Source organism: Vibrio fluminensis (assembly GCF_015278125.1).
Lineage (GTDB): Bacteria > Pseudomonadota > Gammaproteobacteria > Enterobacterales > Vibrionaceae > Vibrio > Vibrio fluminensis.
In genome coordinates, this window is sequence record NZ_JADILO010000017.1 from 24,591 (window position 1) to 42,829 (window position 18,239).

The window sequence follows — 18,239 nt, forward strand, 5'->3', positions numbered from 1 at the left end:
GAAGAATGGGAGCGCACATGAAGTGCAACAATCACAAGGAATGCTACTCACGTAGCGAAGGAGGCGGACAATGACAGGTGCACAGTTAGTCGTTGCCGCGTTACAGCAACAAGGCATCAAAACAATCTTTGGTTACCCTGGCGGGGCAATCATGCCGATCTACGATGCGCTCTATGACGGCGGTGTCGAACACATCTTATGCCGTCATGAGCAAGGCGCAGCTATGGCTGCAATTGGTATGGCACGCTCAACCCAAGACGTCGCAGTATGTATGGCAACATCCGGACCGGGTGCGACCAACCTAGTGACAGGTCTGGCCGATGCGTTTATGGATTCCATACCACTTGTTGCCATCACCGGTCAGGTGGCCAGCTCACATATCGGTACCGACGCGTTCCAAGAGATGGATGTGATTGGTATGTCCCTCTCATGTACTAAACACAGCTACTTAGTTACCGATATCAACGATCTTGCACCCACTCTTGCAGAAGCATTTGAAGTGGCAAAGGCGGGGCGTCCGGGGCCGGTTATTGTCGATATCGCCAAAGACGTGCAACTGGCTCAAGCGCCAGTGGTGGATTTGCCGGCGTTTACTCCACCAGCAACGCCAGTCGCTACTGTAGACGCGATAGCCAAAGCGCAAATTCTACTTTCGCAAAGCTCTCGACCGGTCTTGTATGTCGGTGGTGGTGTACAACTAGGCCATGCAACTGACTCTGTTCGTGAATTCCTGCGCCTTAACCCAATGCCTACGGTCAGTACCTTAAAAGGACTGGGCACCATAGAGCGCCATGATCCGCATTATCTTGGCATGCTCGGCATGCATGGCACCAAAGCGGCCAACCTAGTGGTCCAAGAATGTGACTTATTAATTGCCGTTGGTGCGCGTTTTGACGACCGAGTAACCGGCAAGTTAGACACCTTCGCACCGAGTGCCAAAATTATCCATATTGATATCGATGCCGCAGAAATCCATAAGCTGCGTCACGCTCACGCACCTCTACGTGGTGAAATCAACACTATCCTTCCACTGCTTGAATTAACTCAAGATATCACGCCGTGGGTCAAACACAGTGAAAGCCTTCGTAGTGGCTTTAAATGGCGTTATGACCACCCGGGTGAACTAATTTACGCACCGGGACTGCTTAAACAGCTCTCCGACTTAATGCCAGATAGCTCGATTGTGTCAACCGATGTCGGTCAACACCAAATGTGGGCAGCGCAGCACATTCAGCCCCGTGAACCACAAAACTTCATCACTTCAGCCGGTCTTGGCACTATGGGTTTTGGTCTGCCAGCCGCGATGGGGGCAGCCGTCGCACGCCCTGATGATCAGTCGATCCTAATCACTGGTGATGGTTCATTTATGATGAATGTGCAAGAGCTTGGCACACTTAAGCGTCGTCAGATCCCAGTCAAAATCGTACTACTCAACAACCAACGCTTAGGCATGGTGCGTCAGTGGCAATCTCTGTTTTTCGATGGGCGCCACAGTGAAACCATTTTGGATGATAACCCTGACTTTATCACGCTAGCTAAAGCGTTCGATATCCCGGGTAAAACCATCACCACCAAACAAGAAGTTGAACCGGCTCTAAAAGAGATGTTGGCAAGCAAAACTTCTTACCTGCTTCATGTCTTAATTGATGAAGAAGAGAATGTATGGCCACTCGTTCCACCGGGTGCCTCGAACAGTGACATGCTGGAGAACACCTAACATGGAAAGATACTTACTCGATATTAAAGCGGACGATAAGCCAGTTTTACTAGAGCGTGTTCTGCGTGTAATTCGCCATCGTGGCTTCATCATCAAACAAGTCGCGGCGACGCAAAATCATGAAAGCCATGTCGCGAGTGTCGAAATCATTGTAGATAGCGATCGTCCTATCTCATTTATCACTAATCAAATTGAAAAACTCTGGGATGTTCGCACTGTTGACGTCACACAAATCGCCCGTGATGAACTACCAAATAACAACCTACAACAAAAAATCTGTGCATAAGGAAGGCAAGCAATGGCTACAAGAACAGCAGACTATATTTGGTTTAACGGTGAAATGGTTCCTTGGGCTGAGGCGAACGTTCACGTCCTCACTCACGCAATGCATTACGGAACATCCGTATTTGAAGGTGTACGTTGTTACAACACGCCGAAAGGACCTATCGTCTTTCGTCACCGCGAGCACGCCCAACGTCTAAAAGATTCAGCAAAAATCTACCGTTTCCCAATCCCATATACGGTAGATCAGATCATGGAAGCGACGCGTGAAACGCTCCGTCAAAACAAGCTGGATAACGCTTATATCCGTCCACTTGGCTTTGTTGGCAACGTCGGTCTCGGTGTTTGCCCACCAGCAGGGACAGAGATGGAGCTGATCATTGCCGCTTTCCCATGGGGTTCATACCTAGGTGAAGAAGCTCTAGAAAATGGCGTAGCTGCGATGATTTCCAGCTGGAACCGATCGGCACCAAACACCATTCCTACCGCCGCTAAAGCGGGCGGTAACTACCTATCCTCACTATTAGTTGGTGGTGAAGCGCGTCGTCATGGTTATGCCGAAGGTATTGCCCTTAGCGTGGATGGTTACCTTTCTGAAGGTGCGGGCGAAAACATCTTTGTCGTCAAAGATGGCGTGCTGTCTACGCCGCCAGCAACCAGTGCAATTCTACCGGGCATCACTCGTGACTCCATCATGACGCTGGCGCGTGAAATGGGCTACGAAGTGCGTGAAAACAACATCGCTCGTGAAGCGCTCTACCTTGCCGATGAGATCTTTATGACCGGTACTGCCGCAGAAGTTGTGCCTGTTAGCTCTGTGGACCAAATTGAAATTGGCAGCGGTAAACGCGGTCCAATCACCAAGCAAATTCAAGAAGCATACTTTGGCCTATTTAATGGCACCACCGAAGATAAGTGGGGATGGCTTGATTACGTCTACCCGCAAGATGCAGCCAAGTAGTAGAGGAAAAGGATATGCCTAAATACCGTTCAGCCACCACCACCCACGGAAGAAATATGGCTGGCGCACGCGCACTTTGGCGTGCAACTGGGGTAAAAGAAGAAGATTTTGGTAAACCGATCATCGCCGTGGTGAACTCATTTACCCAATTTGTACCGGGTCATGTCCATCTTAAAGACATGGGACAGTTAGTTGCCGGTGAAATTGAAAAAGCGGGCGGTATCGCGAAAGAGTTCAATACCATCGCGGTTGATGATGGTATCGCAATGGGTCACGGAGGCATGCTTTATTCACTGCCATCGCGCGAGCTGATTGCTGATTCGGTCGAGTATATGGTTAACGCTCACTGTGCGGACGCCATGGTGTGTATCTCCAACTGTGACAAAATCACCCCCGGGATGCTGATGGCATCAATGCGCCTCAATATTCCGGTGATTTTTGTGTCTGGTGGCCCAATGGAAGCGGGTAAAACCAAGCTTTCTGATCAAATCATCAAACTCGATTTGGTTGATGCCATGATTCAAGGTGCCGATCCAACCGTCTCTGATGAGCAAAGTGAACAAATTGAACGCTCAGCGTGCCCGACTTGTGGCTCGTGCTCGGGGATGTTTACGGCCAACTCGATGAACTGTCTAACCGAGGCGCTTGGTTTGTCTCAACCGGGCAATGGCTCAATGCTGGCCACTCACGCCGATCGTGAACAGCTGTTTATCAATGCGGGTAAACGCATTGTTGAATTAACTCGTCGTTACTATGAGCAAGACGATATCAGTGCCTTACCACGCACTATTGCTGATCGCGCGGCGTTTGAAAATGCGATGGCGCTTGATATTGCCATGGGCGGTTCAAGCAATACCGTGCTGCACTTACTTGCGGCGGCACAAGAAGGCGAGATTGACTTTGATATGGGCGACATCGATCAGATGTCTCGTCGCGTTCCGCATCTATGTAAAGTGGCGCCGTCCACCCAGAAATACCACATGGAAGATGTCCACCGCGCAGGTGGGGTAATGGCGATTTTAGGCGAACTCGACCGCGCTGGTCTGCTCAACACCGAAGCGCGCACTGTGCTCGGTCTTAGCCTAAAAGAACAATTAGCCCAATACGACATCATGCAAACCGAAGATGAAGCGGTACTAAAATTCTTCCGTGCTGGTCCTGCGGGCATCCGCACCACCCAAGCCTTCTCACAAGATTGCCGTTGGGATCGCCTTGACGATGACCGAGTCGATGGTTGTATCCGCACCAAAGAAAACGCCTTTAGCCAAGAAGGTGGTCTGGCGGTGCTATCTGGCAATATTGCCGTGGATGGCTGTATTGTAAAAACCGCTGGTGTGGATGAAGAGAACCTCAAATTCCAAGGCCCTGCGATTGTGTTTGAAAGCCAAGATACCGCGGTTGATGGCATCTTAGGCGGTAAAGTAAAAGCCGGTGAAGTGGTCGTGATCCGCTACGAAGGACCGAAAGGTGGCCCGGGCATGCAAGAAATGCTCTATCCAACCACTTACCTTAAGTCGATGGGATTGGGTAAATCGTGTGCATTGCTGACAGATGGACGCTTCTCTGGTGGCACTTCTGGTCTATCAATTGGGCACGCATCACCAGAAGCAGCCAGTGGCGGCACCATCGGTCTAGTGCGTGATGGCGACATCATTACCATCGATATCCCTAGCCGCTCTATCACGCTTGATGTGCCAGAAGCGGAGCTGAATGCCCGCAGAGCTAAGCAAGATGAGCTTGGCTGGAAACCAGTCGATCGTCAGCGCGAGGTTTCTTTTGCCCTTAAAGCGTATGCCAGCATGGCGACCAGTGCCGACAAAGGTGCAGTGCGCGACAAGAGTAAACTTGAGGGGTAATACCATGAGTGACACCTCTGTCGAACATAAACAATCTGGCGCAGACTATCTGCGCCAAGTCCTGCGCGCGCCAGTTTACGAAGTAGCAATCGTCACACCGCTACAAGCGATGCCAAGGCTATCTGCTCGTATCGGTAACCAAGTGCAACTCAAGCGAGAAGACCGCCAACCGGTCCACTCTTTTAAACTGCGCGGCGCTTACAATATGGTTTCAAGCCTCAGTGACGGGCAAAAAGCCGCAGGCGTGATTGCTGCATCAGCAGGTAACCACGCCCAAGGTATGGCGCTATCAGGCACTAAACTAGGCATCAAAACCACGATTGTGATGCCGAAAACCACACCAGACATCAAAGTCGAAGCGGTACGTGGGTTTGGTGGCAATGTGGTGCTACATGGCAACAACTTTGATGAAGCCAAAACAGAAGCAGAGCGTCTATCGGTAGAATATGGCTACACCTTTGTGCCGCCTTTCGATCATCCTTTGGTGATCGCCGGCCAAGGCACAATCGGTATGGAGATGCTGCAGCAAAATGGTCATCTCGACTACATTTTCGTTCCAGTGGGCGGTGGTGGTTTAGCCGCAGGTGTTGCAGTACTAGTAAAACAGCTGATGCCAGAGATCAAAGTGATTGCCGTTGAGCCTGAAGATTCTGCCTGCTTGAAAGCCGCACTGGATGCGGGAGAACCTGTGGTAATTGATCAGGTCAGTATGTTTGCAGACGGTGTAGCAGTTAAACGCATCGGTGAAGAAACCTTCCGTCTGTGCGACAAATACCTTGATGGTCACATTACCGTCTCCAGCGATGAGATCTGTTCAGCGGTCAAAGATATTTTTGAAGATACTCGAGCGATTGCAGAACCCTCTGGTGCATTAGCGCTGGCAGGGTTAAAGAAGTTTGCTGAGCAGCATCAACTGCGTGGTAAGCAACTCGGTACTGTGCTATCTGGCGCGAATACCAACTTCCATGGCTTACGTTACGTTTCTGAACGTTGTGAATTAGGTGAAAAACGCGAAGGTTTGCTGGCGGTGACAATCCCAGAACGTCAAGGAGCCTTCTTTGAGTTCTGTAATCTGATTGGCGGTCGCGCGGTGACTGAGTTTAACTACCGTTACAACGATGATGCCCTCGCCAATATCTTTGTTGGTGTGCGTCTCAATGGTGGCCAAGAAGAGTTGGAGCACATCATTCAAGATCTGCGCGCTGGAGGCTACCCAGTGGTCGATCTCTCCGATGATGAAATGGCAAAACTGCACGTGCGCTACATGATAGGGGGCAAACCTTCTAAACCACTGCAAGAGCGTTTGTACAGTTTCGAGTTTCCCGAGTACCCGGGAGCACTATTGAAATTCTTAAGCACGCTTGGCACGCATTGGAATATTAGCCTATTCAACTACCGCAACCACGGCGCCGACTATGGTCGCGTACTGTGTGGTTTTGAGCTAGCAGATAGCGATTTAACCCGTTTCTCTGCCCATCTGCGAGAACTCGGCTACCAATGTAAAGATGAAACCGATAACCCTTCTTATCAATTCTTCCTTTCTTCTCCTCGCTAGTTCAAGCTCCCTAAGCGCGGTATTGAGCTAGATCTTAGTTTTGATATTAAAGCCAGTCGATAGACTGGCTTTGTTCTATGTTTAAAATATTGTTTTTTATGAATTAATGCATTTTAAACATAATATAAATGCTAAAGTTTCATTTTTGTCATAGCATCAACCCGACTACACTGTGTGGGTAGAATTTAGAACAATTAATTTGCTGCACTATTCATTTGCTGCATCATGCGGAGATCCCTATGTTTAACGCTCTAATCCTAAATCAAGAAGACAAACGCACTATCGCTTCAATCGAACAGATCGACGAAGCACAACTGCCGGAAGGTAACGTTCTAATTGAAGTTGATTACTCTTCACTAAACTACAAAGACGGTTTAGCAATCACAGGTAAAGGCAAAATCATTCGTAACTTCCCAATGGTTCCAGGTATCGACCTTGCGGGTAAAGTAGTGAGTTCTGAAGACGCTCGTTACCAAGCAGGTGACGAAGTGGTTCTAACTGGTTGGGGTGTGGGTGAAAACCACTGGGGCGGCATGGCGCAACGCGCGCGTCTAAACGCAGATTGGTTAGTACCACTACCAAAAGGCTTCGACGGCAAAAAAGCGATGATGGTGGGTACAGCAGGCTTTACTGCAATGTTATGTGTACAAGCACTACTGGATGCGGGCGTTAAACCAGAAGCTGGCGAGATCTTAGTCACTGGTGCAAGTGGCGGCGTAGGTTCAGTGGCAGTCACGCTACTTTCTCAACTAGGCTACAAGGTGGCAGCGGTTACTGGTCGCGTAGAGCAAAACGGTCCACTGCTAGAAAAACTAGGTGCTAGCCGCATCATCGATCGCGTTGAGTTTGAAGAGCCAGCTCGTCCACTTGAAAAACAAGTTTGGGCTGGTGCCGTTGATACCGTGGGTAGCAAAGTACTGGCGAAAGTATTGGCACAAATGGATTACAACAGCGCTGTAGCGGCATGTGGTCTAGCAGGTGGTTTCGACCTACCAACCACTGTAATGCCATTCATTCTACGTAACGTGCGCCTACAAGGTGTGGACTCAGTAAGTTGCCCAACTGAAAAACGTATCGCAGCTTGGGAAAAATTGGTTGAGCTACTGCCTGACAGCTACTTCGAGCAAGCATGTACAGAGGCAACGCTAGAAGAAGCACCAAAATACGCAGAAGACATCACTAACGGTCAAGTAACGGGTCGCGTGGTGATCAAGCTATAATGCTTAGCTAAAATGATGAAGAGCCAGCAATGCTGGCTCTTTTTGTATCGCTGCAATAACTGCGGCAACGTCGACTAGAAAGTAGACAATTAATCCAAACCCATATCTTCAATCCGCTTGGCAATCAAACGGCTACACTCTTCACGTAACACACCTCGAATCCACTCTTGTGCCGGAGAATGCTCACAACGTGGATGCCAAATCAGCGAGTAATCAAAGGGGGTAAAGTGAAATGGAAGTGGTTTGACGACCAAGTCATAACGCTCAGAAACCAAATAGGCTAAATCAGCCGGTACGGTAATAATCAACGGCATGGTATCGACAATCGCCAGCGCCGCTTCTAAGTGATACGCTCTGAGTACCATTCTGCGCTGCGGTAAATCAACCAGGGCTTGCTCAATCAGCGCCTTTACCCCATCACTAATTGCGATCATCGCATGTGGATAAGAGAGATAATCGTCAAGCGTCATCTCTTTATCGGCCAACGGGTGATGTTTAGACAGCAGACAAAATACCCCGACTCGACCAATCACTTCACTGCGCAGAGGCTCAACTGCTCCAATCGGACGGCAGATCGCGAGATCCGCCCCTTCATAAGTCAGCTGATCAGCCAAGCGATCATGATGCAGAGGAATAAAATTCAACGATACCAGCGGCGCTTCTTGGTACAGCCTTGGAATAGCGAACGGCAAGATAGTCTGCATCGCGTAGTCTGTAGTCGCAATGGTGAAGGTTTGCTCGCAACTGTGTGGATCGAATTCAGCCGGCGCCAACAGTTGGCGCAACGACTCAAGCGGCACACCTAATTGAGCATCAATTTCTAATGCCTTTTCCGTTGGAATCAAGTGTTGCCCTTGGCGGGTAAATAACGGGTCATTTAACAAACTTCTCAGACGCCCCAGTACTCGACTCATCGCCGATTGACTTAAATTCAGGCGCGTCGCCGCTTTACTTACACTGCACTCTTCAATCAGTACTCGCAGCGCCACTAACAAATTTAAATCGCGGCGGTAAATCTCTTCTAATTCCACGTATGGGTTCCAACGGCTAACAATGGCATAAGTGTACTATATCCCGAGCCCAACGTACGGGATTTGCATCGAATTTGCTCAATACAACACTGATTAAGAGTGAGGGTGAAAACCAAATGACAGGCAAAAAAATCCCGCCTTTCGGCGGGGAAGCCCAAGAAAACTGGGGATAGTGTCGGAATGTGTTTGGAAGATGTCTCTTTCAACATACATTGGTCGGTTTGTACTCTCTCAAGAGTTAAGCCTCTGGCGCTTCTCAGTTCAAATCCCTACAATGAGAACCGAGTTGTGACGCTAGTGGTCTTTGTCCCTTGTTGACCTGAGATAAAGTCCAAGAGTACCGAACAAAAGCTTCTCGCTATCAATTCAAGCAGGTCGGTCAAACTGGCTTTGAATTGGCGTTGAAATAATTTTGTTACCAACTTGTTAATTAAATTAAAACAAAATGATCGTTTTGCCAAGTGATTATTGAATATTTTTTCTCCACTAGTATTATCAGTCGCCTGAAAAGGCAATGAAGTGATGACCATGACATTCAATCCAGAACAGGCTACACATACATTGGAAGCGGAAGGACTCCGCTGCCCAGAGCCAGTAATGATGGTCAGGAAGACAATTCGAAATATGCAGGATGGCGATATACTGCTAGTCAAAGCAGACGATCCATCAACAACGCGTGATATCCCAAGCTTTTGTCGCTTTATGGATCATCAGTTGATTGGCGCTCAAACAGAAGAGCTACCGTATCAGTATCTGATTAAGAAAGGGTTAAGCTAAGATAACGTTGCTGACATGCAACTAAAATCTTTTAAGCAGAATGGAAAACGGCAGCCTATCGGGCTGCCGTTATACTCAAATAACCTCGAGGTGCTTGAGTATATTGTTATTCATCGTATTCGAGGGTTCGCACTTCCGATTGAAGCTTGCGGATTTGCTGTTGCATTGAACGCATCTCTTCATGCATAGGAATTATGTGCGCGACGCGAATCCACGCCTCAACGGTCAAACCAGCGAGAATAATCGCGCCAGCAACCATAGGCAGCCACATATCCGTCAGCATCATACCTAGCAGGGTTAACACAAACCCGAAGGTGAACAGATAGCTTTGACTCTTCGGGGACATCCCCATATAACGTGTCAACATACTCTTGCCCTCCACCACTAATGGTTAAGATTAAAGTAGCATGACAAACATGACACTTATATGTCACTGGTCACGCTATACGCCGATTTTTCGTGGATTTTGAACTAACTCAACTTCCGTGACGGATTGAAAAAATACGATGATTTCACCTATCAATGTTCATTCTGCCGACAATAAAAAAGGCTCTAATCACAAGATTAGAGCCTTTAACGTATTAGGCAAATTTAGCTGCGAGGCTTAAGGTCCAACACATGCAGTAAACGCTCAGGTGTCCCTTCCCAAATCATAGGACGACCTTTTGGATTCTCTTTGGTCCACCAGCCCGTAAAGCGCTTGGTGTTGTACTGATAGAAGTTAGGACCTGACAACACAGGCACCGTGACTTGATTCTCTGCAATGATGTTCTGAATCTTATGCGCAATCTTCAACTGCTCTTGGCTGTCTGCCGTTTTGTAGAAGCTATCTAGCAATTTATCTAACTCAGCATTTTGCCAATGGTGCATCGCAAAACGTGGCATCCCTTCAGATGCTTGCAGACGCGAGTGGTAACCACTGTCCCAATACTTGTGCGGTGTTGGACCGTGGAAATAGTTGGTGTAAGCAATATCATAATCCGCACTGATCATGCCGTTGTTGTAGATCGAGAAGTCCGGTGTGCGCGCTTTGGCATGAATACCCACCTCTGCTAACTGCTCAACGGCTAACATCACCGTATTGTTAAAATCGGTCCAACCTTGCGGTGATTGAATCGCTAACTCAAACGGTTGACCTGATGGGGATTCGACGAAACCATCACCATTGATGTCTTTATAACCCGCTTTGGCTAACAACGCTTTGGCATTATCTGGCGAGTAGGTCATAAATGGTTTGTACTTTTCATGCACTTCTTTATCTGACCATGTTTCAAATGCATAACCTAGACCGGACGCGAAGTCGTTCAATACCGCATTACCATAGTTGGCAATATCGATCAGTGTTTGGCGATCCAATGCCATTGAGAAGGCACGACGGAAATCAATATCGGTCAGAACTTCATGTTTTACTTTGTCTTTCGACGCGTAGTTAAATACAAATGCTTGCGTCCCTGCAGGTGGGAACCAGTAGCCGTGATCTTTTGATACATCGAGGAAAGTCGCATCAATGTCTGGTACAAATGAACCAGCCCAATCGATGCGAGAGTTGATAAGCTCACCCAATACTTGGTCATTATGGTTCATCTGCGGAATACGCAGACAGTCGACGTCTAGCTCTGCGTTATCCCAATAATTGGGGTTACGACATTGCAGAAATAGTGTCGATGTAAATTGAGGCAGCTCTGTAAATGGACCGGTACCTACCGGATTTGGGTTCATAAACGCGGCAGGGTCTTCAACGGTATTCCATTGGTGCTCAGGTACGATTGGTACTTGGACAATTTCATAACTGATGTTGGTGTTTACTTCATTGAGATGAAAACGCACTTTGTACGGGCCCAGTTTCTCAACCGATTTCAACTTACTGTTGATTCCGCGATCGTCAATATTTGGGTGCTTCTCAACCAAGTTAAAGGTAAAAATCACATCATCGGCATCGAACGTTTCGCCATCGGACCATTTCACACCTTCACGCAAATCAAAAGTGATGCTGAGTAGATCATTACTCATCTCATAGTTGGTCGCCAAACGGAAATTAGGCGTATTGCCTTTCAGTTCATTAAAAATGACCAAAGGTTCGAAAATAAAGTCACGAGCGGTGTGCAAACGTGAGACAGCGTAAGGGTTGAAGTTACGGATCAATGACGCATTATGGTTAGGAATAATGGTGACTTGCGACATGTTATCTACATCAGCTGCGACTGCGGTATGGGCAGACAGAGTCAATGCAGAAGCGATCACTGCAGAAAGTAGGTTTGTTTTCATGACGTTACCTTAACTATGGACATGAACACAAAATAACCAGTTAACTACTAGGCTTCAACGGTGATAAAAATCACATAAAAACAGTTAGTTACTCTATTGTTAACAACAGAGGTAAGTTTGATGATGCAGTAACGTAGCTTTGCCACAGCAGACCACAACAACCTCGATATGAGTCGAAAATAAACCGACCAATTGTTGGAAAATTACCACAAGTAAGGTGTCTTTAAGCGCATTTGATTAGAAATGAAAAATGCGAGTCGATTAAAAATTTCGCTCAACTCGCATCATCCGTTGCTACCGACTAGAAAAACGCGGCAACGATCGCCAACCCTAAGAACAACAAGGCCGATATTTTACGAATAAGCGCCAAGGGTAATTTATCCGCCGACATCTTACCCATCAAAACCACGGGTACATTGGCGACCATCATGCCTAACGTGGTGCCAATAATCACCATTAGCAGTGCATCGGCATACTGCGCACCTAAAATCGAGGTGGCTATTTGAGTTTTATCGCCAATTTCAGCGACAAAGAAAGCCACAAAACTGGTGACAAAGGCACTTTTCCCACAGTGGGTTTGCTCTTCGTCGAGTTTATCTGGAATCAAAACCCAACCAGCCATCAATAAGAAACTGATGGTCACGACCCAACGTAGAATATCTGGTGAAAGGTAATCGGCAACCAACACACCAAGCCAAGCGGCTAGGGCATGATTTGCCAAGGTCGCAAATAAAATCGCGAGGATGATTGGAATCGGTTTACGATAACGACTAGCGAGAACCAGCGACAATAGCTGGGTCTTGTCGCCGATCTCAGCGATCGCAACCGTAGTTAAAGATAGTGCTAATACACTCACAACATGCTCATTGCGAGGCGGGGATTATAATTTTTATAACCATAGACAAACCTCATGCCCCACCCCGGTTCATGATGATTTGTCTAAGGTCTTGCTAAACTTGCCAAGGGTGGCAAGTCTTGGACGCCATGGTGATTTTGCACCAATTATGTTGACGAACAAACTCATTCACCAAGCTGTGAATTGAGTAAGCTACTCCCCAAAGACGGCGCGATTTTAATCATATTACCTCGGCATCTCAAGCCCGCTTTTGTAAGCAAAAATCACCTTAAAGGTTCAATTTCTCGCATTGATAGCCAAATATGCCAATAAATGGGCAAACTTAGCGGTTCTGGCTATGAAATAAGCAAGATTAGCTCTACTCCCTCGCACAATATCTGGGTATACTTGATTGTTATTTTATTCAACCGTCATTACTCCCAAACGTCAGAGCTGAGGTATCAAGCCTCGCCAAAGATGCCATGCGAGTAATTAGAGAATCGCGCGAACCGACTTATGCAAAAATACGATATCAAAACCTTCCAGGGAATGATCCTCGCGCTGCAGGATTATTGGGCTCAAAATGGTTGCACCATTGTTCAACCGCTAGATATGGAAGTGGGTGCGGGTACCTCTCACCCAATGACCTGTCTACGAGCGCTTGGCCCAGAGCCAATGTCTACAGCTTACGTACAACCTTCTCGTCGTCCAACTGATGGTCGTTACGGTGAAAACCCTAACCGTCTACAGCACTACTACCAATTCCAAGTAGCGCTAAAACCATCACCAGACAATATCCAAGAGTTGTACCTAGGTTCTCTAGAAGTACTTGGTATTGACCCACTAGTACACGACATTCGTTTCGTGGAAGACAACTGGGAAAACCCAACACTAGGCGCATGGGGTCTAGGCTGGGAAGTATGGCTAAACGGTATGGAAGTAACTCAGTTTACTTACTTCCAACAAGTTGGCGGTCTTGAATGTAAACCAGTTACGGGCGAAATCACTTACGGTATCGAGCGTCTAGCAATGTACATCCAAGAAGTAGACTCTGTTTACGATCTAACTTGGAACATTGCGCCAGATGGCAGCAAGGTTACTTACGGTGATATCTTCCACCAAAACGAAGTTGAGCAATCAACTTACAACTTTGAACACGCTGACGTTGATTTCCTATTCGGTTTCTTCGAACAGTGTGAGAAAGAGTGTCAAAACCTACTTGCACTTGAAACACCGCTTCCGCTACCTGCGTACGAGCGCATTCTAAAAGCAGCACACGCGTTTAACCTACTGGATGCTCGCAAAGCAATCTCAGTAACTGAGCGTCAACGCTACATCCTGCGCATCCGTAACCTGACTAAGTCAGTAGCAGAAGCATACTACGCATCGCGTGAAGCACTAGGCTTCCCAATGTGTAAAAAAGAACAAGCGTAAGGGGTAGAGTGAATATGGCAAAAGAATTTCTAATCGAGCTAGGTACTGAAGAACTGCCACCAACGCAACTTCGCACTCTGGCTGAAGCATTTGCAGCAAACTTTGAAGCTGAACTGAAAGGCGCTGAGCTAACGCACGAAGGCGTAAAATGGTATGCAGCACCTCGCCGTCTAGCACTTAAAGTGACAGCACTGGCAGAAAACCAAGCAGACAAGATCGTTGAAAAACGTGGTCCTGCGGTATCAGCAGCATTTGATGCAGAAGGTAACGCAACCAAAGCCGCTCAAGGTTGGGCACGTGGTTGTGGTATCACCGTTGAACAAGCTGACCGCATGGTGACTGACAAAGGTGAATGGCTACTGTTCAAACAAGAAGTAAAAGGCCAACCAACTGCTGACATCGTAGTTGAACTTGCAGCAAAAGCGTTAGCAGGTCTGCCAATTGCAAAACCTATGCGTTGGGGCAACAAAACCACTCAGTTTATCCGCCCTGTGAAAACGCTTACTATGCTAATGGGTAGTGACCTTATCCAAGGTGAAATCTTAGGCGTAGCCTCTGATCGCGTTATCCGTGGTCACCGCTTTATGGGTGAGCGCGAGTTCACTATCGATTCTGCAGAGCAATACCCAGCGATCCTAGAAGAGCGCGGTAAAGTGATGGCAGATTACGATGCGCGTAAAGCCATCATTCTTGCTGATGCACAAAAAGCGGCAGCAGCAATCGGCGGTATCGCAGATCTAGAAGATGACCTAGTAGAAGAAGTGACGTCTCTGGTTGAATGGCCGGTTGTACTGACAGCTAAGTTCGAAGAAGAGTTCCTAAAAGTCCCAGCTGAAGCATTGGTTTACACCATGAAAGGCGACCAAAAGTACTTCCCTGTTTACGATGAAAACAAGAAGCTACTACCTAACTTCATCTTCGTATCTAACATCGAATCGAAAGAGCCTCGTTACGTTATTGAAGGTAACGAGAAAGTGGTTCGTCCACGTCTTGCCGATGCTGAGTTCTTCTTCAACACTGACCGTAAGAGCAAGCTAGTCGATCGTCTGCCAATGCTAGAAAACGCGATTTTCCAACAGCAACTTGGCACCATCAAAGACAAAACCGATCGCATCACTGAACTTGCTGGCTACATTGCTGAACAAATCGGTGCGGACGTTGAGAAATCTAAACGCGCAGGTCTACTAGCAAAATGTGACCTAATGACATCAATGGTATTCGAATTTACCGATACTCAAGGTGTTATGGGCATGCACTACGCTCGCCATGACGGTGAAGCGGAAGAAGTGGCAGTGGCACTTAACGAGCAATACATGCCTCGTTTCGCTGGTGATGAGCTACCATCAAATGGTGTGTCAGCAGCGGTTGCTATGGCAGATAAGCTAGACACTATCGTAGGTATCTTCGGTATCGGTCAAGCACCAAAAGGTTCTGACCCATTCGCACTGCGCCGCGCATCACTTGGTGTACTGCGTATCATCGTTGAATACGGTTACAACCTAGACCTAGTAGACCTAGTAGCGAAAGCGAAGTCACTGTTCGGCGAGCGTTTAACTAACGACAACGTTGAGCAAGAAGTGATTGAGTTTATGCTTGGTCGTTTCCGTGCATGGTACCAAGATGAAGGTTTCAGCGTTGACATCATTCAAGCGGTATTGGCACGTCGTCCTACTAAGCCAGCTGACTTTGACCAACGTGTTAAAGCGGTTTCTCACTTCCGTGAACTGGAAGCGGCAGAAGCATTGGCAGCGGCGAACAAACGTGTTGGTAACATCCTAGCGAAATTCGATGGCGAGCTAGCAGCAGAAATCGACCTTGCGCTACTGCAAGAAGATGCGGAAAAAGTACTGGCTGAAAACGTGGAAGTGATGACTGAAGCGCTTGAACCAGCATTTGCAACAGGTAACTACCAAGAAGCACTCAGCAAACTGGCTGACCTTCGTGAGCCTGTGGATGCGTTCTTCGATAACGTAATGGTTATGGCTGATGATGAAGCGCTTAAGACTAACCGTCTAACGCTACTGAACAACCTACGTAACCTGTTCCTACAGATCGCAGATATCTCATTACTGCAAAAGTAATCGAGACCAAAGTAATCGACTCCAAGAATTAAGAGCCGATCGCTCAGATAGCAAAGGGAAGCCAGTGGCTTCCCTTTTTTATTGCTTACAACCACCAGCCAATCCGTATCGATTTTTTTACCCGCATTTCATTCTTATTAATCCTAGTTTGATTAAATAGTTTCTAACTAGGCTATCAATAGGCAGAGAAAAGCACTTTTATCTTATCTTGCGCAAATTTGTGCTTTGCGTCTCAAAGCCATTGCGGTATGTTCAAGGATTACTCGATTCGTCAGCAATGTACTGACGCCATACACATGAAAGCAAACACAATGTACTAGGTCTAACAAAGCATGCAATTCTCAAAATTTGGTGAAAAATTTAATCAGTATTCCGGTATCACGCAATTAATGGACGATTTGAATGATGGTCTGCGCACACCTGGCGCCATCATGCTCGGAGGGGGTAACCCAGCCGCCATTCCTGCCATGCTCGATTACTTTCATCAAGCCAGTGAGAAAATGCTCGCCAATGGCGAACTGGTCGCCGCCCTCGCCAACTATGATGGTCCTCAGGGCAAAGACAGCTTTGTTAAAGCACTGGCTAACCTACTTAAACAGACTTATGGCTGGGATATCAGCGAGAAGAACATTAGCCTAACCAATGGCAGCCAAAGCGGCTTCTTCTATCTGTTTAACTTGTTAGCAGGCAAACAACCAGACGGGTCACACAAGAAAATCCTGCTACCACTGGCGCCGGAATACATCGGCTACGGTGATGCGGGTATCGATGAAGATATCTTTGTCTCTTACCATCCTGAGATAGAACTACTTGATGATGGTCTATTTAAATACCATGTCGACTTTGAACAGCTAACCATCGATGACTCTATCGCCGCAATCTGTGCATCACGCCCAACCAACCCAACTGGCAATGTCCTAACGGATGAAGAGATCCACAAGCTGGATAAACTGGCACGCCAGCATAACATTCCCCTGATCATCGATAACGCTTATGGCTTACCGTTCCCGAACATCATCTTTGAAGATGTCGAACCGTTTTGGAATGACAACACCATTTTGTGTATGAGCCTATCGAAACTCGGTTTACCGGGTGTGCGTTGTGGGATTGTGATTGCTAGCGAAGCGATCACCGAAGCGATGACCAATATGAATGGCATTATTAGCCTAGCACCAAGCAGTGTTGGTCCCGCTTACGCTAACCATATGATTGAAAATGGTGACCTGCTAAAACTCAGCACTGAGGTGATTAAACCCTTTTATCGCCAAAAAGCGCTGCGTGCGGTTGAACTTCTACAACAAGCCATCACGGATCCACGCTTTAAAATTCATAAGCCGGAAGGGGCGATTTTCTTGTGGCTGTGGTTTGATGAACTGCCGATTACCACTATGGAGCTATATAAGCGTCTTAAAGCACGCGCAGTACTGATTGTTCCGGGTGAATACTTCTTTATTGGTCAAGAAGACGACTGGGACCACGCTCACCAGTGCTTGCGTATGAACTACGTACAAGACGATGAGATGATGCAAAAAGGCATCGCGATTATCGCAGAAGAAGTGGCAAAAGCTTATCGCGAAGGTCAGTAGACTCACCAACTAAGTCACTGTTCTGTTTAGAGTGGTCGCTTAAAAAAACCAAAACTAAAAAGAGCGCCATCTGGCGCTCTTTCTCATTCTATAACCGCGTTCTATATACGCGTGGTTAGCTGAGGTATAACTAACAGATTAGTTATTCTCAATTAGGCTGTTGCCACCGATAGCAATCTTACGTGGTTGCATCGCTTCTGGAATTTCACGAACTAAATCGATATGAAGTAGACCGTTTTCCATTGAAGCACCAACAACTTTCACGTAATCCGCCAATTGGAATTTACGCTCAAAATCGCGCTCTGCAATGCCTTGGTAAACGTAGTTTTTACCTTCTTCCGCTTTACGCTCACCTTTAACAATCAACATGTTTTCGTTTTGAGTCAGATCTAACTGCTCTTCAGCAAAGCCTGCCACTGCCATAGTGATACGGTAGTTGTGCTCGTCTTTTTGCTCGATGTTGTATGGAGGGTAACCGCCAGAAGTGTTTTTCGCAGAGCTTGCTTCCATCAGGTTGAACAGACGGTCGAAGCCAATTGCATTACGGTATAGTGGTGAGAAATCTACATTACGCATAATCCTATCCTCTTATTAAGCAATAGTCTTAGCTCGGATGAGAGTCATCCACATGGCGCATTT

General features: G+C 47.2%; 15 protein-coding genes. 10 read left to right on the forward strand and 5 right to left on the reverse strand.

From position 1 onward, the window contains the following. Positions 1 to 70 precede the first annotated feature (70 nt). The 6 genes from ilvG to acuI all read left to right on the forward strand — a co-directional run bounded on the left by ilvG (position 71) and on the right by acuI (position 7,591). Positions 71 to 1,717: an acetolactate synthase 2 catalytic subunit gene (gene ilvG, locus IRQ95_RS12820; protein WP_194437306.1), complete on the forward strand. Its 1,647-nt coding sequence runs from the start codon at positions 71 to 73 to the stop codon at positions 1,715 to 1,717. Between the two features lies 1 nt (position 1,718). Beyond that, positions 1,719 to 2,003, forward strand: a complete 285-nt coding sequence (gene ilvM / locus IRQ95_RS12825) for an acetolactate synthase 2 small subunit (RefSeq protein WP_114767268.1) — start codon at positions 1,719 to 1,721, stop codon at positions 2,001 to 2,003. A gap of 12 nt (positions 2,004 to 2,015) precedes the next feature. Next, positions 2,016 to 2,960, forward strand: a complete 945-nt coding sequence (gene ilvE, locus IRQ95_RS12830; protein WP_194437307.1) for a branched-chain-amino-acid transaminase — start codon at positions 2,016 to 2,018, stop codon at positions 2,958 to 2,960. 14 nt (positions 2,961 to 2,974) lie between these two features. After that, positions 2,975 to 4,816, forward strand: coding sequence for a dihydroxy-acid dehydratase (ilvD, locus tag IRQ95_RS12835; protein WP_194437308.1), 1,842 nt, complete (start codon positions 2,975 to 2,977; stop codon positions 4,814 to 4,816). Positions 4,817 to 4,820: 4 nt separating this feature from the next. Beyond that, positions 4,821 to 6,371: a threonine ammonia-lyase, biosynthetic gene (ilvA, locus tag IRQ95_RS12840; protein ID WP_194437309.1), complete on the forward strand. Its 1,551-nt coding sequence runs from the start codon at positions 4,821 to 4,823 to the stop codon at positions 6,369 to 6,371. A 239-nt stretch (positions 6,372 to 6,610) separates the two neighbouring features. After that, the gene (gene acuI, locus IRQ95_RS12845; RefSeq protein WP_194437310.1) at positions 6,611 to 7,591 is read left to right on the forward strand and encodes an acrylyl-CoA reductase (NADPH); all 981 of its coding nucleotides are present in this window, start codon (positions 6,611 to 6,613) and stop codon (positions 7,589 to 7,591) included. 89 nt (positions 7,592 to 7,680) lie between these two features. Here acuI and IRQ95_RS12850 read toward each other — a convergent pair whose 3' ends face one another. After that, positions 7,681 to 8,622: a LysR family transcriptional regulator gene (locus tag IRQ95_RS12850; protein ID WP_123781764.1), complete on the reverse strand. Its 942-nt coding sequence runs from the start codon at positions 8,620 to 8,622 to the stop codon at positions 7,681 to 7,683. A 528-nt stretch (positions 8,623 to 9,150) separates the two neighbouring features. Here IRQ95_RS12850 and tusA point away from each other — a divergent pair. After that, positions 9,151 to 9,399, forward strand: a complete 249-nt coding sequence (gene tusA / locus IRQ95_RS12855) for a sulfurtransferase TusA (protein ID WP_075648203.1) — start codon at positions 9,151 to 9,153, stop codon at positions 9,397 to 9,399. A gap of 106 nt (positions 9,400 to 9,505) precedes the next feature. On the opposite strand, the gene IRQ95_RS12860 is transcribed toward tusA, so the two are convergent. From IRQ95_RS12860 to IRQ95_RS12870, 3 genes are all read right to left on the reverse strand, one after another. After that, positions 9,506 to 9,766, reverse strand: coding sequence for a hypothetical protein (locus IRQ95_RS12860; RefSeq protein ID WP_194437311.1), 261 nt, complete (start codon positions 9,764 to 9,766; stop codon positions 9,506 to 9,508). Between the two features lie 224 nt (positions 9,767 to 9,990). Then, positions 9,991 to 11,664, reverse strand: a complete 1,674-nt coding sequence (locus tag IRQ95_RS12865; RefSeq protein ID WP_194437312.1) for an ABC transporter substrate-binding protein — start codon at positions 11,662 to 11,664, stop codon at positions 9,991 to 9,993. A gap of 301 nt (positions 11,665 to 11,965) precedes the next feature. Further along, positions 11,966 to 12,520, reverse strand: coding sequence for a TMEM165/GDT1 family protein (locus tag IRQ95_RS12870; RefSeq protein ID WP_194437313.1), 555 nt, complete (start codon positions 12,518 to 12,520; stop codon positions 11,966 to 11,968). A 495-nt stretch (positions 12,521 to 13,015) separates the two neighbouring features. Here IRQ95_RS12870 and glyQ point away from each other — a divergent pair, with 495 nt between their 5' ends. The 3 genes from glyQ (at position 13,016) to IRQ95_RS12885 (ending at position 17,600) form a co-directional block, all read left to right on the forward strand. Then, a complete protein-coding gene (gene glyQ, locus IRQ95_RS12875) occupies positions 13,016 to 13,933 on the forward strand; it encodes a glycine--tRNA ligase subunit alpha (RefSeq protein WP_075707150.1) in 918 nt (305 codons plus the stop codon). Between the two features lie 14 nt (positions 13,934 to 13,947). Then, positions 13,948 to 16,014, forward strand: coding sequence for a glycine--tRNA ligase subunit beta (gene glyS, locus IRQ95_RS12880; protein WP_194437314.1), 2,067 nt, complete (start codon positions 13,948 to 13,950; stop codon positions 16,012 to 16,014). A 332-nt stretch (positions 16,015 to 16,346) separates the two neighbouring features. After that, complete coding sequence (locus IRQ95_RS12885; RefSeq protein ID WP_194437315.1) at positions 16,347 to 17,600, forward strand: valine--pyruvate transaminase; 1,254 nt, start codon at positions 16,347 to 16,349, stop codon at positions 17,598 to 17,600. A gap of 138 nt (positions 17,601 to 17,738) precedes the next feature. Here IRQ95_RS12885 and IRQ95_RS12890 read toward each other — a convergent pair whose 3' ends face one another. Further along, on the reverse strand, positions 17,739 to 18,176 hold the full coding sequence (locus IRQ95_RS12890; RefSeq protein ID WP_075648163.1) for an Hsp20 family protein: 438 nt from the start codon (positions 18,174 to 18,176) through the stop codon (positions 17,739 to 17,741). Positions 18,177 to 18,239 lie beyond the last annotated feature (63 nt).

Bases quoted from the DNA above. Each gene is read 5' to 3' on its own strand.
- IRQ95_RS12885 (WP_194437315.1), top strand. From the start codon at position 16,347: ATGCAATTCTCAAAATTTGGTGAAAAATTTAATCAGTATTCCGGTATC.
- ilvA (WP_194437309.1), top strand. From the start codon at position 4,821: ATGAGTGACACCTCTGTCGAACATAAACAATCTGGCGCAGACTATCTG.
- IRQ95_RS12890 (WP_075648163.1), bottom strand. From the start codon at position 18,176: ATGCGTAATGTAGATTTCTCACCACTATACCGTAATGCAATTGGCTTC.
- glyS (WP_194437314.1), top strand. From the start codon at position 13,948: ATGGCAAAAGAATTTCTAATCGAGCTAGGTACTGAAGAACTGCCACCA.
- IRQ95_RS12865 (WP_194437312.1), bottom strand. From the start codon at position 11,664: ATGAAAACAAACCTACTTTCTGCAGTGATCGCTTCTGCATTGACTCTG.
- ilvG (WP_194437306.1), top strand. From the start codon at position 71: ATGACAGGTGCACAGTTAGTCGTTGCCGCGTTACAGCAACAAGGCATC.
- tusA (WP_075648203.1), top strand. From the start codon at position 9,151: ATGACATTCAATCCAGAACAGGCTACACATACATTGGAAGCGGAAGGA.
- acuI (WP_194437310.1), top strand. From the start codon at position 6,611: ATGTTTAACGCTCTAATCCTAAATCAAGAAGACAAACGCACTATCGCT.
- glyQ (WP_075707150.1), top strand. From the start codon at position 13,016: ATGCAAAAATACGATATCAAAACCTTCCAGGGAATGATCCTCGCGCTG.
- ilvE (WP_194437307.1), top strand. From the start codon at position 2,016: ATGGCTACAAGAACAGCAGACTATATTTGGTTTAACGGTGAAATGGTT.
- ilvD (WP_194437308.1), top strand. From the start codon at position 2,975: ATGCCTAAATACCGTTCAGCCACCACCACCCACGGAAGAAATATGGCT.
- ilvM (WP_114767268.1), top strand. From the start codon at position 1,719: ATGGAAAGATACTTACTCGATATTAAAGCGGACGATAAGCCAGTTTTA.
- IRQ95_RS12860 (WP_194437311.1), bottom strand. From the start codon at position 9,766: ATGTTGACACGTTATATGGGGATGTCCCCGAAGAGTCAAAGCTATCTG.